Origin of the sequence: Celeribacter litoreus, assembly GCF_020165855.1 — a bacterium.
Lineage (GTDB): Bacteria > Pseudomonadota > Alphaproteobacteria > Rhodobacterales > Rhodobacteraceae > Celeribacter > Celeribacter litoreus.
Genome location: NZ_JAIUFY010000005.1, coordinates 183,506 through 204,287, shown reverse-complemented (window position 1 = coordinate 204,287; position 20,782 = coordinate 183,506). Strand labels below are relative to the sequence as shown.

The 20,782-nt window shown below is 56.3% G+C and carries 31 protein-coding genes; 2 read left to right on the top strand and 29 right to left on the bottom strand.

From position 1 onward, the window contains the following. Positions 1-64: 64 nt before the first annotated feature. The 15 genes from LA304_RS03010 to rplO form a co-directional block, all read right to left on the bottom strand. Positions 65-1,090, bottom strand: a complete 1,026-nt coding sequence (locus LA304_RS03010) for an amino acid ABC transporter substrate-binding protein (RefSeq protein WP_224501642.1) — start codon at positions 1,088-1,090, stop codon at positions 65-67. Positions 1,091-1,316: 226 nt separating this feature from the next. Further along, the gene (locus LA304_RS03005; RefSeq protein WP_224501641.1) at positions 1,317-2,024 is read right to left on the bottom strand and encodes an ATP12 family chaperone protein; all 708 of its coding nucleotides are present in this window, start codon (positions 2,022-2,024) and stop codon (positions 1,317-1,319) included. Between the two features lies 1 nt (position 2,025). Next, positions 2,026-2,712, bottom strand: a complete 687-nt coding sequence (locus LA304_RS03000) for an HAD-IA family hydrolase (RefSeq protein WP_224501640.1) — start codon at positions 2,710-2,712, stop codon at positions 2,026-2,028. Beyond that, positions 2,709-3,758 (bottom strand): RluA family pseudouridine synthase, encoded by a 1,050-nt coding sequence (locus LA304_RS02995; protein WP_224501639.1) that lies wholly within the window; start codon positions 3,756-3,758, stop codon positions 2,709-2,711. The genes LA304_RS03000 and LA304_RS02995 overlap by 4 nt, the downstream gene beginning before the upstream one ends. Then, positions 3,755-4,129 carry a fluoride efflux transporter CrcB gene (gene crcB / locus LA304_RS02990; protein ID WP_224501638.1) on the bottom strand — a complete coding sequence of 125 codons (375 nt, stop codon included), beginning with the start codon at positions 4,127-4,129 and terminating at the stop codon, positions 3,755-3,757. Before crcB ends, LA304_RS02995 begins: the two co-directional genes overlap by 4 nt. A gap of 50 nt (positions 4,130-4,179) precedes the next feature. Next, positions 4,180-5,493 carry a replication-associated recombination protein A gene (locus tag LA304_RS02985; RefSeq protein WP_224501637.1) on the bottom strand — a complete coding sequence of 438 codons (1,314 nt, stop codon included), beginning with the start codon at positions 5,491-5,493 and terminating at the stop codon, positions 4,180-4,182. A gap of 89 nt (positions 5,494-5,582) precedes the next feature. After that, entirely contained in the window at positions 5,583-6,170 is a 588-nt protein-coding gene (locus LA304_RS02980) for an acyl-homoserine-lactone synthase (RefSeq protein WP_224501636.1), read from the bottom strand. Between the two features lie 52 nt (positions 6,171-6,222). After that, entirely contained in the window at positions 6,223-6,834 is a 612-nt protein-coding gene (locus LA304_RS02975) for an autoinducer binding domain-containing protein (protein WP_224501635.1), read from the bottom strand. A gap of 341 nt (positions 6,835-7,175) precedes the next feature. Further along, positions 7,176-7,604, bottom strand: coding sequence for a 50S ribosomal protein L17 (gene rplQ / locus LA304_RS02970; RefSeq protein WP_224501634.1), 429 nt, complete (start codon positions 7,602-7,604; stop codon positions 7,176-7,178). 134 nt (positions 7,605-7,738) lie between these two features. Beyond that, positions 7,739-8,755, bottom strand: coding sequence for a DNA-directed RNA polymerase subunit alpha (locus LA304_RS02965; RefSeq protein WP_224501633.1), 1,017 nt, complete (start codon positions 8,753-8,755; stop codon positions 7,739-7,741). Positions 8,756-8,877: 122 nt separating this feature from the next. Continuing rightward, positions 8,878-9,270, bottom strand: a complete 393-nt coding sequence (gene rpsK / locus LA304_RS02960) for a 30S ribosomal protein S11 (protein ID WP_090060708.1) — start codon at positions 9,268-9,270, stop codon at positions 8,878-8,880. Between the two features lie 15 nt (positions 9,271-9,285). Then, complete coding sequence (gene rpsM, locus LA304_RS02955) at positions 9,286-9,654, bottom strand: 30S ribosomal protein S13 (protein WP_224501632.1); 369 nt, start codon at positions 9,652-9,654, stop codon at positions 9,286-9,288. A gap of 261 nt (positions 9,655-9,915) precedes the next feature. After that, entirely contained in the window at positions 9,916-10,491 is a 576-nt protein-coding gene (locus LA304_RS02950) for an adenylate kinase (protein WP_224501631.1), read from the bottom strand. Further along, positions 10,488-11,846 carry a preprotein translocase subunit SecY gene (gene secY / locus LA304_RS02945; protein WP_224501630.1) on the bottom strand — a complete coding sequence of 453 codons (1,359 nt, stop codon included), beginning with the start codon at positions 11,844-11,846 and terminating at the stop codon, positions 10,488-10,490. The genes LA304_RS02950 and secY overlap by 4 nt, the downstream gene beginning before the upstream one ends. Before the next feature lie 105 nt (positions 11,847-11,951). Beyond that, positions 11,952-12,428 carry a 50S ribosomal protein L15 gene (gene rplO, locus LA304_RS02940; RefSeq protein WP_224501629.1) on the bottom strand — a complete coding sequence of 159 codons (477 nt, stop codon included), beginning with the start codon at positions 12,426-12,428 and terminating at the stop codon, positions 11,952-11,954. A gap of 324 nt (positions 12,429-12,752) precedes the next feature. On the opposite strand from rplO, the gene LA304_RS02935 reads away from it, so the two are divergent. After that, positions 12,753-13,661, top strand: a complete 909-nt coding sequence (locus LA304_RS02935; RefSeq protein WP_224501628.1) for a calcium-binding protein — start codon at positions 12,753-12,755, stop codon at positions 13,659-13,661. A 157-nt stretch (positions 13,662-13,818) separates the two neighbouring features. Here the strand turns inward: LA304_RS02935 and LA304_RS02930 are convergent, their stop codons facing one another. The 14 genes from LA304_RS02930 to LA304_RS02865 all read right to left on the bottom strand — a co-directional run bounded on the left by LA304_RS02930 (position 13,819) and on the right by LA304_RS02865 (position 20,000). Next, positions 13,819-14,073 (bottom strand): DUF1127 domain-containing protein, encoded by a 255-nt coding sequence (locus tag LA304_RS02930; RefSeq protein ID WP_224501627.1) that lies wholly within the window; start codon positions 14,071-14,073, stop codon positions 13,819-13,821. A 388-nt stretch (positions 14,074-14,461) separates the two neighbouring features. Continuing rightward, complete coding sequence (locus LA304_RS02925) at positions 14,462-14,680, bottom strand: DUF1127 domain-containing protein (RefSeq protein WP_224501626.1); 219 nt, start codon at positions 14,678-14,680, stop codon at positions 14,462-14,464. A 308-nt stretch (positions 14,681-14,988) separates the two neighbouring features. Beyond that, positions 14,989-15,177 carry a 50S ribosomal protein L30 gene (gene rpmD / locus LA304_RS02920; protein ID WP_224501625.1) on the bottom strand — a complete coding sequence of 63 codons (189 nt, stop codon included), beginning with the start codon at positions 15,175-15,177 and terminating at the stop codon, positions 14,989-14,991. Between the two features lie 13 nt (positions 15,178-15,190). After that, positions 15,191-15,748, bottom strand: a complete 558-nt coding sequence (rpsE, locus tag LA304_RS02915; protein ID WP_224501624.1) for a 30S ribosomal protein S5 — start codon at positions 15,746-15,748, stop codon at positions 15,191-15,193. Between the two features lie 119 nt (positions 15,749-15,867). After that, complete coding sequence (rplR, locus tag LA304_RS02910) at positions 15,868-16,227, bottom strand: 50S ribosomal protein L18 (RefSeq protein ID WP_224501623.1); 360 nt, start codon at positions 16,225-16,227, stop codon at positions 15,868-15,870. Positions 16,228-16,238: 11 nt separating this feature from the next. Further along, the gene (gene rplF, locus LA304_RS02905) at positions 16,239-16,772 is read right to left on the bottom strand and encodes a 50S ribosomal protein L6 (RefSeq protein ID WP_224501622.1); all 534 of its coding nucleotides are present in this window, start codon (positions 16,770-16,772) and stop codon (positions 16,239-16,241) included. Positions 16,773-16,784: 12 nt separating this feature from the next. Next, on the bottom strand, positions 16,785-17,177 hold the full coding sequence (gene rpsH / locus LA304_RS02900) for a 30S ribosomal protein S8 (protein WP_224501621.1): 393 nt from the start codon (positions 17,175-17,177) through the stop codon (positions 16,785-16,787). Positions 17,178-17,190: 13 nt separating this feature from the next. Then, the gene (gene rpsN / locus LA304_RS02895) at positions 17,191-17,496 is read right to left on the bottom strand and encodes a 30S ribosomal protein S14 (RefSeq protein ID WP_224501620.1); all 306 of its coding nucleotides are present in this window, start codon (positions 17,494-17,496) and stop codon (positions 17,191-17,193) included. Between the two features lie 22 nt (positions 17,497-17,518). Beyond that, positions 17,519-18,082 carry a 50S ribosomal protein L5 gene (gene rplE, locus LA304_RS02890; protein ID WP_224501619.1) on the bottom strand — a complete coding sequence of 188 codons (564 nt, stop codon included), beginning with the start codon at positions 18,080-18,082 and terminating at the stop codon, positions 17,519-17,521. Next, positions 18,082-18,387: a 50S ribosomal protein L24 gene (gene rplX / locus LA304_RS02885; protein ID WP_224501618.1), complete on the bottom strand. Its 306-nt coding sequence runs from the start codon at positions 18,385-18,387 to the stop codon at positions 18,082-18,084. The genes rplE and rplX overlap by 1 nt, the downstream gene beginning before the upstream one ends. After that, positions 18,387-18,755, bottom strand: coding sequence for a 50S ribosomal protein L14 (gene rplN, locus LA304_RS02880; protein ID WP_090060723.1), 369 nt, complete (start codon positions 18,753-18,755; stop codon positions 18,387-18,389). The genes rplX and rplN overlap by 1 nt, the downstream gene beginning before the upstream one ends. Before the next feature lie 89 nt (positions 18,756-18,844). Next, on the bottom strand, positions 18,845-19,072 hold the full coding sequence (gene rpsQ / locus LA304_RS02875; protein ID WP_224501617.1) for a 30S ribosomal protein S17: 228 nt from the start codon (positions 19,070-19,072) through the stop codon (positions 18,845-18,847). 14 nt (positions 19,073-19,086) lie between these two features. Beyond that, positions 19,087-19,284, bottom strand: a complete 198-nt coding sequence (gene rpmC, locus LA304_RS02870; protein ID WP_224501616.1) for a 50S ribosomal protein L29 — start codon at positions 19,282-19,284, stop codon at positions 19,087-19,089. A gap of 224 nt (positions 19,285-19,508) precedes the next feature. Further along, positions 19,509-20,000 (bottom strand): hypothetical protein, encoded by a 492-nt coding sequence (locus LA304_RS02865; protein ID WP_224501615.1) that lies wholly within the window; start codon positions 19,998-20,000, stop codon positions 19,509-19,511. Between the two features lie 154 nt (positions 20,001-20,154). On the opposite strand from LA304_RS02865, the gene LA304_RS02860 reads away from it, so the two are divergent. Beyond that, on the top strand, positions 20,155-20,781 hold the full coding sequence (locus LA304_RS02860; protein WP_224501614.1) for a TIGR02466 family protein: 627 nt from the start codon (positions 20,155-20,157) through the stop codon (positions 20,779-20,781). Position 20,782 lies beyond the last annotated feature (1 nt).

Below are 20,782 nucleotides of genomic sequence, written 5' to 3'. Positions count from 1 at the left end.
AAATCATTCAGGGTTCACAAAGGCGAAGGGCGCGGATTGCTCCGCGCCCTTCCCTGAGTTGGTATTAGCGGAAGGGCGGCGAGTAGATGAGGCCGCCTTCGGTCCACTGAGCGTTCAGGCCGCGAGCAAGTGCCACCGGAGTGTTTTCGCCGATGTTTTTCTCGAAGCTTTCGCCGTAGTTGCCGACTTGGGTCAGGATGTTCAGAGCCCAGTCGTTTTCGAGACCGAGCATCGCACCCAGCTCACCGGAAACACCGAGGAGACGGTTGATTTCTGGGTTGTCGGTGCCGTTGGCCATTTCTGCAGCGTTTGCAGAGGTCACGCCGTATTCTTCAGCAGCGATCATAGCGTTGAGGGACCAACGCACGATGTCACCCCAAGCGTCGTCGCCGTGACGTACGAGCGGGCCGAGCGGCTCTTTGGAGATGATTTCCGGCAGAACCACATATGCATCAGGATCTTCGAAGGATGCGCGGGACGCAGCCAGAGCGGACGCGTCGGTGGTGTACACGTCGCAAGCGCCAGCAAGGAACTGGGTCTGAGCTTCGGTGAAGCTTTCAACCGGAACCGGTTCGTAATCCATGTTGTTCACACGGAAATAGTCGGCGAGGTTGAGCTCGGTCGTGGTGCCGGTCTCGATGCAGACCGTCGCGCCAGAAAGCTCTTTCGCGGAGGACACGCCGAGGTCTTTCGGGACCATGAAGCCCTGACCGTCATAGTAGTTCACGCCCACGAAGGTGTTTTTCAAGTCAACGTCACGGGAGAAAGTCCACGTGGTGTTGCGGGCGAGCATGTCAACTTCGCCGGAAGCCAGTGCGGTAAAGCGCACTGCGGAGGTCAGCGGGGTGTATTCAACAGCTTCGGAGTCACCGAGGACGGCGGCAGCAACTGCGCGGCACACGTCTACGTCAAAACCGACAAATTTGCCGTTTGCATCCGGCGCAGCGAAGCCGGGGGTGCCCGGGTTCACGCCACATTTCAGCATGCCACGTTCTTTAACGGCGGCAAGAGTAGACGAGTCCTGAGCCATTGCAGCCCCGGCGGCCAAACCAGCCATCGTCAGCGCGCCAAGAAACACGGATTTTTTCATATTTACCTCTTCCTGATACTGCGTCCTTAATGAACGCTTTTTTCGACCCTCCCTGGGGGTCGAGGCGATATCGAATTGGGCAAATGCCCGTTCAATGGGCTTAGTTTGGGAGGATTCATTCAGGAAGGTCAAGGGCGCGATCACAGAAATGCATGACCACTGATCATTTGATCAAATCGTAATCAGATGTGCGCGACGATTGTGCTTTCGCCCTTGAGAGCGCCACTTATTTGACCAAGCAATAAAATCGCGCGGCATGAAGGAAGCTTTGGCGCTTGACCTCAGCAGCTTCCGCCGCCTCTTCGTCTTCACCCCACTGCTCGACTTGGAAGTCCTCGTCGATCCTAGATAGGCGCCAAGCCTCATTCGGATCCAGATATCCCTGAGTCACAGCGAACCCGAGAATCAGTGACCCCGAGAGACCCACGAGATCGTGGAAGGCTGTGAGTTGAAAGGCGTCAAATTCGTGCGTCAGCGCGCTTAGGCGGGCAAGCGCATCCGGGTCCTGGGGTGCGTGGATGACACCACTCCGGGGAGTCAATTTGGCACTCAGAGCGCCCTCAGCCCACTCCAAGATCGGGTCCCAGGAGGCCGCTTGACGATTGATCAGGTCAGTCGGAAAGTCCGCACGGTAGCAGAGAAGGTCACTGTCGCCATACTCAGCGAGCATATCCGCCACCTCGGCATGCTGAATCGTGACTTTATCAATGGCCGCATTCGCGCTTCGGGTTGCGGGCATGGTATTCGGATTGATCTCGTTTTCCTGCGCCTCCCATTCCGACGCGATCCAGTCTGCGAGTTCGCGGCTCGGGACGACGAGCGGTGCTTTGGCAGGCGTCCGCACTGCGCGCCCGTCGAGGTGCACCGTATATCCGCCACCTGCTTCGGCAACGGTCGTCTCTTTCCAAAACCGTTTCGCAGCCCATTCCGCCATATCAATCGTCCTTCTTGCTCAGTTCCGGCCAAAGTCTCGTAAGGGCAGTCTCCAACGCGGAGAAGTCCGACAAAACTTCAACTGCACCAGCCGTCAAAAGGGCATCTGGTCCATGATACCCCCAATTGACCCCAATCGCATGACAGCGCGCAGCCTTGGCCATTTCCATATCGTATGTCGTGTCCCCGATCACAACGGCGTCTGAAGCCTCAAGACCGCACTCCATCAGACAGGTCTCGACCATCGATGGATGCGGTTTTGACGGATGTTCGTCCGCTGACTGCGTCGAGACAAACACATCTGCGAAGTCCCAACCGTCCAAGAGAGCATTTAGACCCCGGCGGCTTTTGCCGGTGGCAATCGCGAGATAAAGGTCTCCGCGCCCCGCCAAACGGCGCACCATCTCCTCGGCTCCGGGATAAAGCGGAGAGGCCGCCGCGCCCTGCGCCAATCGATGTTTCTGGAACGCGGATTTATAGGCCTCAACCATGCGCCCGAGCGTCTCGTCGTCAACGTCAGGGGCAAGTTCGCGCATCGCGAGCGGCAAAGACAATCCGACGATCGAAAGAATTTCGCCGCGGTCAGGCGCGGGGCGGCCAGCCTCAGCGAAGGCAGCACTCATCGACATGATGATATACGCCTGACTGTCTACCAGCGTCCCGTCAACGTCGAAGATGACGAGTTTCAACCGAGGATCTCCTCAAACGGATCGTCCGCTGCGAGATCTTCCGTCCAGCCGAACGTATCCCAGCTGTGCTTCATGTGATCCGGCAAAGGTGCCGTCACCGTCATTGTCTTTTTGGTCTCCGGATGCTCGAACGTCAGAGACCGTGCGTGCAGATGCAGCTTCTTGGAGATAATGCCGCCAAGTTGGGCGCCCCAGCCGTCACCGAGGTTCTCTTGGGACGACCCGCCGTATTTCCCGTCGCCAATAATCGGATGCCCGATCGCAGCCATGTGGGCACGCAATTGGTGTGTTCGGCCTGTGATCGGCTCCATAGCCACCCATGATGCCCGCGAGGCGACGCGGTAAAGCGTAGCATAGAGCGTATGCGCCCGTTTCGCACCGTCCGTCGCGTCGATGTCGCGCGGGTGGACCGTGATCATCTTCTCGCCTTCGCCACGCTTGCCATGTCCTGCAGCTTTGGCGAGGCCGTATTTGATCTCGCCGAGATACGGCGTCGGCACACCTGCGACCAATGCCCAGTAAATCTTGCGCGTATTCTTGTGACGGAACGCTGCAGTGAGCTTTGTGGCAACCACCGGCGTCCGGGCCAGCACAAGAACACCGGACGTGTCTTTGTCGAGGCGGTGCACAAGGCGCGGCTTCTCAGGGAAATCACCGCGAAGCGCCTCCGAGAGACCATCAACGTGGCGCGTCTGTTTAGAACCACCCTGTGTCGGCAAACCGGAGGGCTTGTTGATGACGATGAGATAGTCGTCCTCATAGAGCACAGCATCGCGCATCATCTTCGCGTCCGCATTGCTCACCTTGCTAGCAACAGGTTTCGGCCGCTCCGCCCCTGCATCCGGCAACGGAGGGATACGCACTTCCATCCCCGGAGCGACGCGTGTGTTCGACTTTACACGGGCCCCGTCAACACGGATCTCGCCTTTTCGGCACATCTTTTCGATGGCCCCTTGCGTGACGTGTGGAAACATCTTCCGGAACCAGCGGTCGAGCCGCTGCTCTGGCTGACTATCTTCGATTTGGATGAGTTGAACCTGGCTCATGCGTAGAATCCCCGTGCGGCGTAAAGGCCAAGTGCAATACCACCCAGCGCCAAGAAAAGCGTTCCGACGACATAGATCGCGGCCAAACCGTAGTCACCGCGCTCAAAGATGGTCATCGCATCAAGCGAGAACGCAGAATAGGTCGTGAAACCGCCCAAAACACCGGTCATTAGAAGCGGCGCAAATTTGTTGCCGTTCTCGTGGGCGAGCACCACGACAATGACCCCCATGAAGAAGCATCCGAAGAAATTCACTGTGAGAGTGCCCCACGGAAATCCCTTCCCCATGAGGCGGCTCATGAGAAGTCCAGTGAGATATCTTCCGGACGCGCCGAGTGCGCCGCCCAAGGCTACTTGGATCAAAGGTGCCATTCTGTGTCCTCTTTTCGTTCTCGCGTTCCTGTGCGCAGGAGGCTTGAATGTCAAGTTCCACGCTGTTTACGGAGCTTTTCGAAGTAAGAAACCCGTTTTGACAGCTCGCGTTCGAAACCGCGCTCGACCGGTTTGTAGAACTGGGTGCGTGGCAGACTGTCCGGAAAGAAGTTCTGGCCCGAAAACCCGTCTTCTGCATCGTGATCGTAGATGTAGCCCTCCCCGTAACCTTGCTCCGCCATCATCTTGGTCGGCGCATTCAGGATATGCTTGGGAGGCGGCTCCGAACCAGTCCTCCGCGCGGCTTCACGCGAGGCCTTCAGCGCGGCATAGACAGCGTTCGATTTAGGTGCGAGCGACAGATAGACAACACACTGTGACAGCGCCAATTCGCCCTCCGGCGATCCGAGGCGTTCGTAGGTTTCCCATGCGTGAAGCGCCACGGTGTGTGCTTGTGGATCCGCGAGCTGGATGTCCTCGACAGCCATGCACAGCAGACGCCGCGCAATATATTTTGGGTCCTCACCACCTTCGATCATGCGATTGAACCAGTAGAGGGCCGCATCGGGATCAGACCCGCGCACGGATTTATGCAAAGCCGAGATCAGGTTGTAGTGCTCTTCGCCGGACTTATCGTACTTTGAAGCGCGTCGCATAAGGCGTTTGCCGAGGGCTTCCGTCTCTAGTGGCGCCGGGACTTTCCACGCCGCAACCTGTTCAATGAGGTTCAGCAGCGTGCGCCCGTCCCCATCCGCCATCTCAAAGAGGGCGCGGCGGGCCGCCTCCGTCAATGGCAACTGAACCCCGAGCTCCGCCTCTGCGCGCTCCGTCAAACGTGCGAGATCATCAGGCGACAGACGAGTCAGCACCATAACTTGCGAGCGAGACAGCACAGCAGCATTCAGCTCGAACGAAGGGTTCTCTGTCGTCGCACCGACCAAGAGGATCGTGCCATCCTCCATATGCGGGAGAAAGCTGTCCTGCTGCGCTTTGTTGAAGCGGTGGATCTCATCGACGAAGAGGAGGGTCCCCTGCCCGTTCTGCCGGCGCAGTTTGGCCGCCTCGAATACCTTTCGAAGATCGGGCACACCTGTGAAGATCGCCGAAATCTGAACAAAATGGAGATCCGTCTCATCCGCGAGCAGACGTGCGATCGTCGTCTTCCCGACGCCCGGCGGCCCCCAGAAAACAATCGACGACAAAGATCCGGACGCCAGCATAACACCCAGAGGCGATTCCGGTCCGAGCACTTGTTCTTGACCGATCACTTCGGACAGGTTTTGGGGTCGCAACCGATCCGCCAGAGGGCGATGCGCGCCCGTCGCCTCCGGTGTCGGTTCATCTTGGGAAAAGAGGTCAGCCATGGCGCAGAGACTACGCCGCGGCGAGACCGGTGGAAAGATGAGTCGGGACCGAAATGGCAGCGTTCCGGCCCCGCTTCAAAACACATCGCTCAATGCAGCTTGTTGCTGAGATTGATGCGCATACAGGCGTTGCGCGCGCCTTCGATGTCCATGACCGGACCGATCACATCGATATCGAGGCCAACGCGGCGCCCCCAACGATTGCCGTTCTCAGGGATCAAACAAATCACAGAGGTCGCGCCGAATTCACGCGCACTATTTGTCATCTCACCAATCAAGTTCATCTGAACCTTCAGACGACTTTTTGCAGGCACGCGCGGCGAGACAAAGATACGGCTCGATTCCCAAACGTGTTGGGCAACGGGCGCTTCTTCGAACAACAAATCGGACGGGATACTATCGAGCAATCCGCGTTGAGCATCGCGGATCATATAGGAATAAATGCCACATTTCGTGGTCGTCGGCGTTAGCCGAATGCCGGCCAAGACCTCTCCGAACTCATGCACCGCGATCCAGCGCGATGCAGGCGTGTCGTATTGGTCGTATTCCATTCCATCTGCTTGCGGGAGGTCCCATTTGGCGTGCTGAATGAATGTTTCGTGTCTAGCGCGAAGCATATTCGCAAAAAGATCGCCATGGTTGTGCAGATTGGAAAAAGAAAGAGTGGTCGTTTGCATGGTAGGTCTCCAGATGAGTTGATTGAACAACGCATCGCAAAGACGGCTACCGTCAGAGCAGCTTGATCTCCTTGGCTTTTTGAATGGCCTCTGAGGTCGTCCGGGCCATGAGACGTTCGCGCGCGGAAACGAGACGCGCCTTTAGAGCGCTCTCAGAAATTCCGAGCTTGGCCGCGGCTGCTGCATGACGATCACCGCCTGCAATGCACCGGAGGGCCTGAATTTGCGCCTGTGTCAGATCGACCTGCGGCTCAGAGATTTCGTGTAGAGTTCGCACAACCTTCGCAATCGACCGGATTTCATCATCTGTGAATTCACGATCTGCGCGCGCGCACCCAACAATAGATCTCGATTGAACCGGGCCGCAGGACACCGCGACTCCAAAGTTCAGGCCGAATTCTGCGGCCTGCCTCCAAAGATTAAATGGATCGGGGAGTTCTATCTCGCTCCACCTTATTGCCCCTTCACTGCTCAGACCCCACGCGATCATCGGATCACGAAGCGCATATGCATTCGCCGTGTAATGCTCTAACCACTTCGGGTCATAAGTCGACGCCGCAACCAGCGGAGACGCAAATCGAATATGAAGCCCGGCCGAGTAACCGGCAGGCGACGCAGCGCGAAGCTGGGCAAAAAGTCGATTGAGTTCCGTTGTATCGGCCATTGAGATCATTTGCTGTATAAAGGGCGCGACAACCTAAAGGCGATCACTGTTCTTAGAGTTAAACTATAGATTTTCATTTGAAAACAAAAAATCTTGAGACCTAGTTAACTGCCGTCTCATCCGGGATGGAGTTCGCCCTGAATTTCAGCCATCGCCGCGCGATAACACACTCATTTTTAAAGGTCATTTGGGAGCGCTATCGCGTCAAGTCACAGCGACGCAGCCATTGGCCATAGCGCATAAAATCAAAGAAACATGTAAAACCTGTCATTTTAGACAAAGAAAACCCCGCACAATGGCGGGGTCTCCATGATTCGCTTGTCAGCAAAGAAATCTGAAAATCAGTCTTCTTCAGCGAAAGCAGCTTCTTCAGCTTCGAGGCGTGCTTTGTCAGCTGCACCTTTCGCTGCCGGGTCACGGTCAACGAGTTCGATGATCGCCATCGGAGCCATGTCGCCGTAGCGGAAGCCAGCTTTCAGAACGCGGGTGTAGCCACCCTGACGCTCGGCGTAACGCGGACCGAGAACTTCGAAGAGTTTCGCAACGTCTTTGTCTTGTTTCAGCTGAGCAGCAGCCTGACGACGGGCGTGCAGATCGCCACGTTTGCCGAGGGTGATCAGCTTGTCCATGATGCGCTTAAGCTCTTTGGCTTTCGGCAGCGTGGTTTTGATTTGTTCGTGCTCAATGAGCGAGCCAGCCATGTTGGAGAACATCGCTTTGCGGTGTTCGTGGGTCCGGTTGAGGCGGCGGTAACCTTTAGCGTGACGCATTTTCTATCTCCTTAGCGTGTTTTGCTTTGTCTGGCAGCCGATGCGTGTCAGCCACTCTCCTTGGGGCATGTGCCCGGATATTCCCCGCCTACGCGGGCATTGAGCGGGGGAGATCGAAACCTCCCCCGAAAGTCTTAGAACTGGTCTTCGAATTTCTTCGCCAGGTCTTCGATGTTTTCTGGCGGCCACTCTTCGACATCCATGCCGAGGTGCAGGCCCATGCCGGACAGAACCTCTTTGATCTCGTTGAGAGACTTACGGCCGAAGTTCGGCGTGCGGAGCATCTCTGCTTCGGTCTTCTGGATGAGATCGCCGATGTAAACGATGTTGTCGTTCTTGAGGCAGTTCGCGGAGCGCACGGACAGTTCCAGCTCGTCCACTTTCTTGAGCAGAAGCGGGTTGAACTCGAGACCATCGTCTTCTTCCTGACGACCTGCTGCTTCCGGCTCGTCGAAATTCACGAAGATGCCCAGTTGATCCTGAAGGATGCGTGCAGCGAATGCCACAGCGTCTTCCGGGGTCACGGAGCCATCGGTTTCGATTTTCATGGTCAGTTTGTCGTAGTCGAGAACCTGACCTTCGCGGGTCGGCTGAACGTCGTAGGAGACTTTCTTGACCGGCGAGTAGATCGCATCAACCGGGATCAGACCGATCGGCGCATCTTCCGGTTTGTTTTTGTCTGCAGAGACATAGCCTTTGCCGGTGTTCACAGTCAGTTCCATAAACAGGTCAGCGCCATCGTCGAGGTGACAGATCACGTGATCTTTGTTCAGGACTTCAATGCCAGCGGACTCAGAAATGTCACCAGCGGTCACGACGAGCGGACCTTTGGCGGAGATCGACAGGCGTTTCGGGCCTTCGACGTCCATGCGCAGGGATACACCTTTGAGGTTCAGGATAACGTCGGTCACATCCTCACGCACGCCCGCAATGGACGAGAATTCGTGCAGAACGTTGTCGATCTGAACGGAGGTGATTGCCGCGCCCTGAAGAGACGACATCAGCACGCGACGCAGCGCGTTGCCCAGCGTCAGGCCAAAGCCGCGCTCAAGCGGTTCAGCAACGACGGTCGCCTGACGTGCCGGCTCATTGCCCGGTTTCACGTCCAGCTGTTGCGGTTTAATGAGCTCGGCCCAATTCTTGTGGATCATGCTAGTGCCTCCATTCTTGTTCTAACGCCCATGTCCTAAAGCGAAAGAACGCCCGAGGGGTCTCAAAAACGCAAAGAGACCGCGGGCAACATGGCCCGCGATCCTTAAATCGTAGTCTGTGATTACACGCGGCGGCGCTTCGGCGGGCGGCAGCCGTTGTGTGCAATCGGGGTCACGTCACGAATAGACGTGATGTTGAAGCCGATAGCTGCGAGTGCGCGCAGAGCGGACTCACGACCAGAGCCTGGGCCCTGAACTTCGACTTCGAGAGTTTTAACGCCGTGATCCTGAGCTTTTTTGCCCGCATCCTCAGCAGCCATCTGAGCGGCGTACGGAGTGGATTTGCGGGAACCTTTGAAGCCCATGGTGCCAGCAGACGACCAGGAGATCGCATTGCCTTGCACGTCGGAGATCAGGATTTTGGTGTTGTTGAAGGTGGAGTTCACGTGAGCAACGCCTGCGGCGATGTTCTTGGAAACTTTTTTCTTCGTAGTACGACGGGTATCGCGTGCCATTGGTCAGATCTCCCCTTACTTCTTCTTACCAGCGATGGCCTTTGCCGGGCCTTTGCGGGTGCGAGCGTTGGTGTGGGTGCGCTGGCCGCGAACCGGAAGGTTACGACGGTGACGCAGGCCGCGGTAGCAGCCGAGGTCCATCAGACGCTTGATGTTCATCTGCGTTTCACGGCGAAGGTCGCCTTCAACGGTGTAGTTCGCGTCGATGTGCTCGCGGATCGCGAGAACTTCGGCGTCAGACAGTTCGTTCACACGACGGGTGAAGTCGATGCCAACTGCTTCGCAGATTGCTTCAGCAGAGGTCGTGCCAATGCCAGTGATGTAGGTGAGCGCGATCGGAACGCGCTTCGCGGTTGGGATGTTTACGCCGGCGATACGTGCCACGTTATTTTCCTTTCGTTGCGGTTCCGTAGTCCCGGAACCTTTTTTCACAACGGAAGCTCGCAAGGCAAAGCAAGCGAGCAACAGCTGAATTCAGGTGACGATTGAAACGGGAGCTGCCCGTTTGCGAATCTTTTACCCCTAAAGGGATGGTGTGCCATAGATGCGAATCGTGCGAGGGTCAAGGCCTTATGGCTGCCTTTGCCTCAAATAGAAAGGGCAGCGGTGATTGCTGCCCTCTACTCTCTTCTGCAAGACGTCGGCTCACGCCAGCGCTTCTGCAATCCCTGCGGCCACTTCGTCCATGGACTGGAGGCCGTCGACCGTCTTCAGGTCCGCTTTGGCATAGTAGTAGCCGATCAGCGGAGAGGTCTTTTTGTAGTATTCCATCAAGCGAATCTTGACGCTCTCTTCGTTGTCGTCTGCGCGGGCTTCCTTGCCAGCAGCGACAGCTTCAGCAGCGCGGTTGACGATACGCTTCACGAGGGTTTCGTCGTCCACTTCGAGCTGAACCACAGCATCGAGTTTCTGGCCCTTTTCAGCGAGCAGCGCATCAAGTGCATCTGCCTGACCAAGGGTGCGCGGAAAGCCGTCGAAGATGAAGCCCCCTTCGGAGCCCTTCTCGAGCTGTTCAGCAATAAGGCCGATCACGATCTCGTCGGTCACGAGCTGACCTGCGTCCATGATCGCGGCAACTTTTTTGCCCATTTCCGTGCCAGAGGTCTTTGCCGCACGCAGCATATCTCCGGTGGAAAGTTGCACCATGCCTCGCTCCTCCACGAGACGCTGCGCCTGTGTGCCTTTGCCCGCGCCCGGCGGTCCAAGCAGAATAATATTCATCGTCTTGTTGTCCCTCTTTTGCTGCGCTTCCTCCCGCGCAGCTGAGATTTCTCGATCAGCCCCTCATACTGGTGAGCCAGCAGGTGGGATTGGACTTGTTGAATTGTGTCCATCGTCACCGATACCACAATCAACACCGAAGTGCCGCCAAAATAGAATGGAATGGCGAACTGGCCCCGCAGGATCTCAGGCAGCAGACAAACAGCAGCGAGATATGCGGACCCGATCACGAGAAGACGTGCCACGATATAATCGAGGTGCTCCTCGGTTTTCTTCCCCGGGCGAATGCCAGGAATGAAGCCGTTCTGGTTCTTCAGGTTCTTGGCAACGTCTTCGGATTTGAAGGCAACGTTGGCCGTATAGAAATAGGCAAAGAAGACGATCATTGCCGTGAAGAATAGAAGGTAAAGCGGTTGACCCGGGCCGAAGTAGGCGAGGATCGTCGACATCACCGGACCTACATCGGACTGACCAGAGAAGGTCGCGATGGTGGTCGGCAGAAGCAGAAGGGAAGACGCGAAGATCGCAGGGATCACACCAGCTGGGTTCACCTTGATCGGAAGGTGAGACGACTGGGCGTCATAGATCTTCATGCCCTGTTGGCGACGCGGATACTGGATATGCACCTTGCGAAGCGCGCGTTCCATGAACACGACAAAGGCAATCACAGCAACAATCATCACAATGACGATCAGGGTCACGAGCGGAGAGATCGCGCCAGAACGGCCTGATGCAAAGAACTGAGCGAGTGCACCCGGAATCTCGGCGACGATGCCGACGAAGATGATGAGAGAGATACCGTTGCCGATGCCGCGGTTGGTAATCTGCTCACCGAGCCACATCAGGAACATGGTGCCACCAACGAGGGTGATCACGACGCCAGCGCGGAAATACCAGCCCGGATCGTGGGCGAGGTTGCCCGCTTCGAGAGAGGCCGCGAGGCCGTAGGCTTGGAACAGCGCAAGAGCGACCGTGCCGAAACGCGTGTATTGGTTGATCTTCTTACGACCCGCCTCACCCTCTTTCTTGAGGTTTTCGAGCGACGGAACCATTGAGGTCATCAGCTGCACGATAATGGAGGCCGAGATGTACGGCATGATCCCGAGGGCGAAGATACCCATACGGCCCAAGGCGCCGCCGGTGAACATGGACAGGATACCACCAAGACCAGAGGCGGCTTGCTCCATAAAGTCGCGAAGCGCGTTACCGTCGATGCCAGGAACCGGAATGAAGGTCCCGAGACGGTAAACAATCAATAGGCCGATGGTGAAAACGATGCGTTGGCGAAGCTCTTTGGCTTTCCCGAAGGTGCCCCAGTCGAGGTTCGCCGCCATTTGTTCTGCTGCGGATGCCATTTAGGTCTCTCTAATCACGTCAGCGCCGCCCGTCCGGGTTTTCCGGGGGGCGGCGCTTGGAAAACTTAAGCATGATTTAAGGGGTGTATCCCCTTGCCTCAAGCCTTATTCGGCTGCCGCGTCGGCCTTTGCTGCCACGGAGAGCGAACCGCCTGCTTTTTCAACGGCTTCAATTGCCGATTTGGAAGCGCCGGTTACGGAGATCGTCAGTTTGGATTTGACGTCGCCCTTCGCGAGAACGCGGATGCCGTCGAGCTTGCGACGAACGAGACCGGATGCAACGAGGGTGTCCTCGGTGACGTTCGCAGCGTCGAGTTTGCCAGCTTCGATGAATTTCTCGATGAGGCCGAGGTTCACAACAGCAAATTTCTTTGCGTTCGGCTTGTTGAAGCCGCGCTTCGGAAGACGCTGGTAGAGCGGCATCTGGCCACCCTCGTAGCCTTTGATCGCCACACCGGAACGGGATTTCTGACCTTTGATACCACGGCCACCCATTTTACCTTTGCCCGAACCCGGGCCACGGCCAACGCGCATGCGTTTTTTGGTTGCGCCTTCGTTGTCGCGCAGTTCATGCAATTTCATGTCGCTTCTCCTTGCCGGATGTGCCCTCCAGCGACGGAGCGGGCAACCACGGCTTACATGTGTTGATTCTTATGGACACACTTGTCCACTGGGGGCGTATAGACCCTCACGACACATGGATCAAGGCTTCGTTGAGAAACCCGGAGCGATCAAATCAATAGCAAATCGTCCGCTCACCTGAGAAAAAGGAGCCGTTGATTTGTGCAGCGCTCCATACGCATCCGCCAAGCCGGGCTTGAAGCAAAAGCTTCTCTAGCCCCTTCCCCCTTGAAAATATAACCTCATACTCATTCAGCGAGTTGTTTATTGGTAAAGGAGTAACGAGTGGCGATTAAGTACAATCTCTACCGTGGGACAATGGGAGACGACTATCTCGAAGGCGCACACGATAAGAACAATGCCTACAATAGCCTCGGAGGCGATGACATCGTCGTCGGAGGAAATCAGTTTGATAAAGTAAAGCTCGGATCAGGAAGCGACTTCTTTTACGCGGGAAACGGCCCTAACGTTGTTCTTGGCGGAAGTGGAGCTGACTACTTTGCTCCACTGGAAGGATCTAGCGGTCACACGACGATCCTTGATTGGCAAGCCGGCACCGACCGTTTCAATGTCTCCGGACTTGATCTGACCGACATGTCCGAGATCAGGGTCGGACATCGGGGTGGAGACACCTTCGTCAAGATTGAAGAGGCGACCTTCAGAATACTGGGGAATGTCTCCATCGATGAAGACGACTTCATCTTTGCAGAGCCCGCCCCCACAGGAACTCTGTTGGACTTCGATGATATCGACCTACCAAGCGAAGATACGGCCCGAATGGAGGATGGCTACGCAGGCATCGACTGGGGTGGATTTTTCGTCAAAGAGACGGACGAGTTCGACGAAAACTATGAGACCGGATACGTCCCCAACAGCGGCGACAACATCATCAAGGGCAGTGGTCGAGCCTACATCGAAGCGGAAGACAATTTCGACTTCGAGTCATTTTACGTATCTGCGGCATGGCGCGATGGTATGGAGATCACCATTAGCGGATATGATGACAGTGCGCTGATTGGAAATCAGGTCATCACGTTCGACTATGCCGAAAACCAGTACGTTAAACTGAACGACGCCATCTTTGACTCGGTTGATAGGGTGGAATTCAACATCACCGACGGCGGCACCCATCACGGAGGAGCAAGCGGCAGTGGGTCTGGCTACGCGATCGACGACATGTTTATCTTTTTCTGATACGCGGCGCTCAAGCTAGCGACAACTAAGACGCGGACCAAAACGTATGGAGCGGGCGCAAAAATCTGCTCCATCTCCCTAAGCGAGTTTCAGGCAGGCCCGCGGTGGGTAAAATGCCTCCCGCCACATCGACGCGAGGCATTTTTATCTCTGGTCGTCAGCCGTTTTCAGTCAGATCCTTGAGACCCATCGCGCGGCGCGCTGCGACCGTGCGCACTTCGGCTCGGGAGATGCCCATCTCTTGAAGCTCGCGGTTCGACTTTGCATTCAGGCGGTGGGCTTCTTGCTCCATCTTGCGGACCGCTGTGAACCCTTGGGCAATGCCGGAAATGGTTTCAGCAAGTCCATGCGCGAAGGCGGCGATATGATTTGTAAGCGGTGTCTGCGGAAGATGGAAAGCTGCGAAAGCCATGGGAGGATCCTTTACGTTGTGCGCCTCTCGGGGCCACATTGGAGCTAAACTTTGGTTCGGTTCCTCACTCCCTTTCCAGCAACTTATGCCGCAACGCAGAAAGCGACCACCTCCCTTTCAAGCTTTCCGCCATGCAAAACTTGCAAGGCATCGCTCTCAAACGCAAAACACCCCGCAGTGGCCTGCGGGGTGTCCGTTTGTCCCGAGGGGGAACCATTAAAGCACAAATTATTTCTGGGTCTCTCGAAGGTATTCCGTCCAGCTTGGCGCAGGATCTTGAGCAAACATGTCGGCAACAATTTTCAGAATTGCTGCGAAGGGGCGAAGTGCCAGCGGGGAGGAAACAGCGATTTGCATCTACAGGAACCTTCTCGATACAGAGTGCGCTTTAGACGCGAGCAGCGGTTGCACGCGCGATGTCGGTGATGTCGGAACGCGACAGGCCGATGTCGTGAAGTTCGTGATCGGAGAGTGCGTCGAGTTGATTGAAGGTAACCGCGTATGCACGTTCTTTTGCGTAGGCGTGGCGGACGCGTTCGATCCAGTTACGAAGTGCGGAGCGCAGACCAAAGTGGGTTGCGTGGGTCGTATCAGTGTAGTGTGCCATTGTTCTTGTCCTAATTTTGTGTCGCGCCAGCGAGTCGGCGCAGGTATTTCGTCGTTCTTGCGCTCATCTATGGGCTCTCTGGTCAGACGACATCCCCCATTTTTTGCGACCCTGATATGCATATTTTGCAGGCAGTTTTAAAACTGATTATATTTTAGACGGATTTCGTAAAAAGCTCATTAATACAGCGAGATAATACGGGGATTAATCCGATGTCGTGCCGCGAGGACGCAGAACTCGCCCACACAACAGAAAAGCGCCTCGCTGTTTCCAGCGAGGCGCTCCTCAATTTCTAAAGCACGTTCGGCTTAGCCGCGCTCTTCGACAATCTCGACGAGGTGCGGAATGGACGAGACCATGCCGCGAACGGACGGGGTGTCCTCGAGCTCACGGGTCTTGTGCATTTTGTTCAGGCCGAGACCGATGAGGGTCTGACGCTGTTTGGCCGGACGGCGGATCGGGGAACCGATCTGTTTGACAACGATGGTTTTAGCCATGTCTCAGGTCTCCTTACGCTTCGGCGTCTGCCGGAGCTTCATCCTTGCGGAGAATCTCGGCGACTTTTTTGCCACGACGCTGAGCCACGGAACGCGGGGAAGCCTCTTTGGTGAGACCGTCCAGCGTGGCGCGGATCATGTTGTACGGGTTCTGGGAGCCAATGGATTTGGCAACCACGTCCTGAACGCCGAGCATTTCGAACACAGCACGCATCGGACCACCGGCGATGATACCAGTACCGGTCGGCGCGGTGCGCATGACGACTTTACCTGCGCCGTGACGACCGTTCATGTCGTGGTGCAGGGTGCGGCCTTCTTTGAGCGGCACGCGGATCATTTGACGCTTGGCTTGCTCGGTGGCTTTGCGGATGGCCTCAGGGACCTCTTTCGCTTTACCTTTGCCGAAGCCGACGCGGCCTTTTTGGTCGCCAACAACCACGAGTGCGGCGAAGCCGAAACGCTTACCACCTTTCACGGTTTTGGACACACGGTTGATCGCAACAAGACGATCGGCGAATTCCGGAGCTTCGTCGCGCTCGCGACGGTCCCGGCGGTTTTCACGTTCTGCCATAGAACTTTCCTTTGAACAGGTGGCGTAGCTACGCCGGATAAACTCGATCCTAGTGAAGGGCACCGAAAGGGCGCCCGACCTGGATCATCGGGAGGGCGCGAACGCCCTCCACAAGTCGATTAGAACTTCAGACCACCTTCACGCGCAGCGTCGGCCAGAGCCTTCACTTTGCCGTGGAAGAGGAAGCCACCACGGTCGAAGTAGCACTCTTCGACGCCGGCTTTCTTCGCGCGCTCTGCGATTGCTGCGCCAACTTTGGCGGCGGCATCGACGTTGTTCTTGCCAACTACGCCCAGATCTTTCTCCAGAGTGGAGGCAGATGCGAGGGTTTTGCCTTGAACGTCGTCGATCAGCTGAGCGCTGATGTTCTTGTTCGAACGATGGATCGACAGGCGAAGCTTGCCGACATTGTTCTTCCGAAGTTTGTTCCGAACGCGCATGCGGCGTTTCAGAAACAGTGTACGTTTGCTGTTTGCCATGATGAGCGTCCTTACTTCTTCTTCCCTTCCTTGCGGAAGATGTACTCGTCTTTGTATTTGATACCTTTGCCTTTGTAAGGCTCCGGCTTGCGCCATTCGCGGATGTTAGCCGCAACTTGACCGACGAGTTGCGGGTCAGAACCCTCGACAGTGATCTCGGTCGGTTTCGCGGCGGTGACAGTGATGCCAGCCGGAACTTCGAAGTTCACTTCGTGGGAGTAACCCAGGTTGAGTTTGAGCGTGTTGCCCTGCATCTGAGCACGATAACCAACACCGTTGATCTCGAGCTCTTTTTTGAAGCCAGTGCTGACGCCGGTCACCATGTTGGCGACCATCGTGCGGGACATGCCCCACTGCTGGCGAGCACGCTTGGATTTACCACGCGGGGTGACGGTGACGGTGTTGTCTTCGACAGCGATGGTCACGTCGTCCGTTGCGGTGAAGGAGTGAGTGCCTTTCGGGCCCTTCACTTCGATGGTCTGGCCGGACACAGAGGCGGAAACGCCGCTGGGCAGGTCGACCGGTTTCTTACCAATACGAGACATCGAAAGACCTCCTTAGAAGACGGTGCAAAGCACTTCGCCACCAACATTGTTGGCACGAGCGTTTGCGTCCGACATCACACCTTTAGGGGTGGAGACAATCGACACGCCGAGGCCCTGACGGACGGACGGAATGTCTTTGACACCGAGGTATACGCGACGACCGGGTTTGGAGACCCGCTTCAGTTCACGAATGACCGGGGTGCCTTCGAAGTATTTCAGGCTGATTTCGAGGGTCGGGTGACCCGCGGCATCGACGCCTTTTTCGTAGCCACGAATGTAGCCTTCATCGAGCAGCACATCCAGAACCCATGCGCGCAGCTTGGAAGCCGGCGTGGAGACGGTGGATTTGCCACGGAGTTGGGCGTTGCGGATACGGGTGAGCATATCGCCGATAGGATCGTTCATATCTGTGCCCTCCTTACCAGCTGGATTTCACGAGACCAGGGATCTGGCCGAAAGAGCCGAGTTCCCGCAGCATGATACGGGAGACCTTCAGCTTACGGTAGTAAGCGTGAGGACGACCTGTCAGCTGACAACGGTTGTGAAGACGGGTAGCCGAGCTGTTGCGCGGCAGTTCTGCAAGCTTCAGGGAAGCGCGGAAACGCTCTTCCATCGGCTTCTCTTGGTCGTAGATAACCTCTTTGAGAGCAGCGCGCTTAGCGGCGTATTGTGCCACCAGCTTCTCGCGCTTGCGCTCACGGGCGATCATGGATTTCTTAGCCATGTTCTATAAACTCCTCGCGCGATTAGCTGTTGAAGGGCATGTTGAAAGCTTTCAACAGGCTCTTTGCTTCTGCGTCCGTCTTTGCGGTTGTCGCGAAGACGATGTCCATACCCCAGACCTCATCGACTTTGTCGAAGTTGATCTCAGGGAACACGATGTGCTCTTTGATGCCCATGGCGTAGTTGCCACGGCCGTCGAAAGAGGTGCCGGAAACACCGCGGAAGTCGCGGATGCGCGGCATTGCGATCGTGATCAGACGGTCGAGGAATTCGTACATACGGTCGCCACGAAGGGTAACCTTCGCACCAAGCGGCATATCTTCACGAACGCGGAAACCAGCGATGGATTTCTTTGCTTTCGTGGTGAGAGCCTTTTGACCGGCGATGGCAGTGAGATCTTCCTGAGCGGATTTCGCTTTCTTGGAGTCACGCACAGCTTCAGCACCGCAACCGATGTTGAGAACGATTTTGTCCAGACGCGGGATCTGCATGTCGTTCTTGTAGCCGAACTCTTCCTTCAGAGCAGCGCGGATCGAGTCCTTGTATGCTGCCTTCAGGCGCGGGGTGTAATCAGTAGTGTCGAGCATCAGATCACGTCTCCCGTTGTTTTGGCGTAGCGAACTTTTTTGTCGCCATCCATTTTGAAACCAACGCGGGTTGCTTTGCCGTTGGCGTCAAGCAGCGCGAGGTTGGACAGATCGATCGGCATAGCAACCGGACGACGACCGCCCTGGTCACCTTGGGTCGCACGCGTGTGACGGATGGCGACGTTCACGCCTTCCACAACAGCTTTGCCTTTGGACGGGTTCACAGAGGTGATTTCACCCTGTTTGCCTTTGTCCTTGCCAGCGAGCACGACGACCTTGTCGCCTTTTTTCAACTTAGCAGCCATTAGAGCACCTCCGGCGCCAGGGACACGATTTTCATCATGCCTTTTGCGCGCAACTCACGAACAACCGGCCCGAAGATACGGGTACCGACTGGCTCGTTGTTGTTGTTGAGGATCACAGCAGCGTTGCGATCGAAACGGATCGCGGTGCCGTCTTCACGACGGACTTCTTTCGCTGTGCGAACGACGACGGCTTTACGCACGTCACCTTTTTTCACGCGGCCACGCGGAATTGCTTCCTTGACCGACACCACGATGATGTCGCCCACGGAGGCGTAACGACGGTGGGAACCGCCGAGGACCTTGATGCACTGAACACGGCGAGCGCCGGAGTTGTCAGCGACATCCAGATTGGTCTGCATCTGGATCATTTGGTTTCTCCCGACCTTTGGGGCGATCTGCAGTGATCGTGACCCCCAGGGTTTCGATTAAGCTGGGAGGAGGCTTGTTCAATCAAAGATTAAACGAGCACTTCCCAACGCTTGGTTTTCGACTTCGGTGCACATTCCTGGATACGGACGGTGTCGCCGACGTTGAACTGGTTGTTCTCATCGTGAGCCCGGTATTTTTTGGACTTACGGATGGTCTTTTTCATAACCGGGTGCTTGAAGCGGCGCTCCACGGACACAGTCACGGTCTGTTCGTTAGCATTCGAGGTGACAACACCTTGCAGAATACGTTTGGGCATAGGTCAGTCTCCTCTTACTCTGCTGCTGCAGCTTTTTCGTTCAGAACCGTTTTCACGAGTGCGGCTGCACGGCGTGCTTTACGGATCTGAGCGGTGTTTTCGAGCTGGCCGGTGGCCTGCTGAAAGCGCAGGTTGAAGGATTCTTTTTTGAGGTTGGCAAGCTCTGCTTTGAGCTCGTCCGGCGTTTTAGCACGCAGTTCCTGGGCGGTCATAGTTCGCCTCTCCTTGGTTCCTGTTAGCACCGGAAAGCTCCCTATGAGGGGTGACTTTCGGTCCGGTGGGTTATGTCAATGCACACGATTCCCCCGAAGAGGAATCTGTGAGATGCCGCTCTATAAGGGTGTGGGGGAGTGGAGGCAAGGGAAAGTTGGGGAAACTGCAGCTCGGCGCGCATTTAATGCAATGAGGCAGACGCGGTGAAATGCGTCATAGCCTCTCACTTTTCGAGGTAGCGTTCCAGCCGCTCGGGGATTTCCCGCAAAAGCGGGTAAAGCCGGCGATCCAGCTCGGTTGCCGTCCGCTGATAGTCTTCTCCAAGGTTTTCGTCCACATCCGACAGCTGCTCGATATCTTCATAGATCGCGACAAACCCCTCGATCTTCTGCGCTGCCTCCTGCAATCCAAGGGGGTATAACGCAGGAAGAGCCGCAAGTACGTTTTCCGGCTCCATATTGCCGATACCTTTGTCGAGACCGTCATCAAGCAAATAGAGATAAAGCCGATAGGCGCCGTAACACACCTCCGCCTCCTCTGGCACCTCCGCATCTTCGCCACTGCGCTTGATCTCGGCGACGCGCTCATAGAGTTGGACATGAAGCGGTGTCTTTTTCGATTTCGTGAGCAGGCGCCGCGCCGACCAAATGATCAGCGAGAACCCGATGAACATCATCGCGACTGGAATCGTGAGAAAGGCGGAAGAGGGTATCATATCGCGTCACCGAACCTCGCTGTTGGAGCCATCTAAGTGCATGGCATTCCGAACATCATTTTCCAAGGTTTACCCGCGCACAGCAGGCTGCAGCAACGGAATTTCTGGTCTATAAGAGCGCAAATTCCGAGAATACCGAAAGTGAGTCTCCCCAATGGCCAATATTGAGTCCCTCTTCGTCACCCGCCTCTACAAAGCCCGCCTCAATGAATTCGGCCCGGAGGTGAGCGAAGACGAGTTGTTCGACAGCTGCTATGCCATCGCGGAGGATGACGAAGCGGGTCAGGCATGGTGCGATGAAAAAGGCTATCCGGGCTATACGTCCTATGCCTCCCTGACCGACCTGCCGTGGCGGTTCCCGATCTTCAAAGACATCGTTGAGAGCTTGGATCAGCACGTCGCAAAGTTTGCCGAAGACCTGCAATTCGACCTCGGTGGGCGCAAGCTCGTGCTCGAAGACCTCTGGATCAACATCCTGCCCGAGGGAGGCTATCACTCGGCTCACATCCACCCGCACTCCGTCATTTCCGGCACGACCTATGTCGCCATGCCTGACGGCGCCTCAAGCCTGCGTCTCGAAGATCCCCGTCATGCGATGATGATGGCGGCCCCTGCCCGCCTCAAAGATGCCCGCCGCGAAATGCAGAACTTTATCTACATGGCGCCAGAAGCGGGGGACATCATGCTCTGGGAAAGCTGGCTGCGCCACGAAGTCATGATGAACCAGTCCGAATACGACCGCGTGTCCGTCAGCTTCAACTACAAGTGGGCAGACGAGTAAC

Excerpts from the sequence above, each read along its gene's own strand:
- rplQ (WP_224501634.1), bottom strand. The coding sequence starts at position 7,604 with ATGCGTCACGCTAAAGGTTACCGCCGCCTCAACCGGACCCACGAACAC.
- LA304_RS02985 (WP_224501637.1), bottom strand. The coding sequence starts at position 5,493 with ATGGCTGACCTCTTTTCCCAAGATGAACCGACACCGGAGGCGACGGGC.
- LA304_RS02975 (WP_224501635.1), bottom strand. The coding sequence starts at position 6,834 with ATGGCCGATACAACGGAACTCAATCGACTTTTTGCCCAGCTTCGCGCT.
- LA304_RS02930 (WP_224501627.1), bottom strand. The coding sequence starts at position 14,073 with ATGGCTTTCGCAGCTTTCCATCTTCCGCAGACACCGCTTACAAATCAT.
- rpsH (WP_224501621.1), bottom strand. The coding sequence starts at position 17,177 with ATGAACGATCCTATCGGCGATATGCTCACCCGTATCCGCAACGCCCAA.
- LA304_RS02950 (WP_224501631.1), bottom strand. The coding sequence starts at position 10,491 with ATGAATATTATTCTGCTTGGACCGCCGGGCGCGGGCAAAGGCACACAG.
- rpmC (WP_224501616.1), bottom strand. The coding sequence starts at position 19,284 with ATGACCGCCCAGGAACTGCGTGCTAAAACGCCGGACGAGCTCAAAGCA.
- rplO (WP_224501629.1), bottom strand. The coding sequence starts at position 12,428 with ATGAAATTGCATGAACTGCGCGACAACGAAGGCGCAACCAAAAAACGC.
- crcB (WP_224501638.1), bottom strand. The coding sequence starts at position 4,129 with ATGGCACCTTTGATCCAAGTAGCCTTGGGCGGCGCACTCGGCGCGTCC.
- LA304_RS02995 (WP_224501639.1), bottom strand. The coding sequence starts at position 3,758 with ATGAGCCAGGTTCAACTCATCCAAATCGAAGATAGTCAGCCAGAGCAG.
- rpsE (WP_224501624.1), bottom strand. The coding sequence starts at position 15,748 with ATGGCAGAACGTGAAAACCGCCGGGACCGTCGCGAGCGCGACGAAGCT.
- rpmD (WP_224501625.1), bottom strand. The coding sequence starts at position 15,177 with ATGGCTAAAACCATCGTTGTCAAACAGATCGGTTCCCCGATCCGCCGT.
- LA304_RS02865 (WP_224501615.1), bottom strand. The coding sequence starts at position 20,000 with ATGATACCCTCTTCCGCCTTTCTCACGATTCCAGTCGCGATGATGTTC.
- rplX (WP_224501618.1), bottom strand. The coding sequence starts at position 18,387 with ATGGCTGCTAAGTTGAAAAAAGGCGACAAGGTCGTCGTGCTCGCTGGC.
- LA304_RS02925 (WP_224501626.1), bottom strand. The coding sequence starts at position 14,680 with ATGGCACACTACACTGATACGACCCACGCAACCCACTTTGGTCTGCGC.
- rpsN (WP_224501620.1), bottom strand. The coding sequence starts at position 17,496 with ATGGCTAAGAAATCCATGATCGCCCGTGAGCGCAAGCGCGAGAAGCTG.
- LA304_RS02860 (WP_224501614.1), top strand. The coding sequence starts at position 20,155 with ATGGCCAATATTGAGTCCCTCTTCGTCACCCGCCTCTACAAAGCCCGC.
- secY (WP_224501630.1), bottom strand. The coding sequence starts at position 11,846 with ATGGCATCCGCAGCAGAACAAATGGCGGCGAACCTCGACTGGGGCACC.
- LA304_RS03005 (WP_224501641.1), bottom strand. The coding sequence starts at position 2,024 with ATGGCGGAATGGGCTGCGAAACGGTTTTGGAAAGAGACGACCGTTGCC.
- rplF (WP_224501622.1), bottom strand. The coding sequence starts at position 16,772 with ATGTCTCGTATTGGTAAGAAACCGGTCGACCTGCCCAGCGGCGTTTCC.
- LA304_RS02980 (WP_224501636.1), bottom strand. The coding sequence starts at position 6,170 with ATGCAAACGACCACTCTTTCTTTTTCCAATCTGCACAACCATGGCGAT.
- rpsK (WP_090060708.1), bottom strand. The coding sequence starts at position 9,270 with ATGGCACGCGATACCCGTCGTACTACGAAGAAAAAAGTTTCCAAGAAC.
- rplE (WP_224501619.1), bottom strand. The coding sequence starts at position 18,082 with ATGCTCGACACTACTGATTACACCCCGCGCCTGAAGGCAGCATACAAG.
- rplR (WP_224501623.1), bottom strand. The coding sequence starts at position 16,227 with ATGGCAAACAGCAAACGTACACTGTTTCTGAAACGCCGCATGCGCGTT.
- LA304_RS03010 (WP_224501642.1), bottom strand. The coding sequence starts at position 1,090 with ATGAAAAAATCCGTGTTTCTTGGCGCGCTGACGATGGCTGGTTTGGCC.
- rpsQ (WP_224501617.1), bottom strand. The coding sequence starts at position 19,072 with ATGCCCAAACGTATTCTGCAAGGTGTTGTCACCTCGAATGCTAACGAA.
- LA304_RS02965 (WP_224501633.1), bottom strand. The coding sequence starts at position 8,755 with ATGATCCACAAGAATTGGGCCGAGCTCATTAAACCGCAACAGCTGGAC.
- rplN (WP_090060723.1), bottom strand. The coding sequence starts at position 18,755 with ATGATCCAGATGCAGACCAATCTGGATGTCGCTGACAACTCCGGCGCT.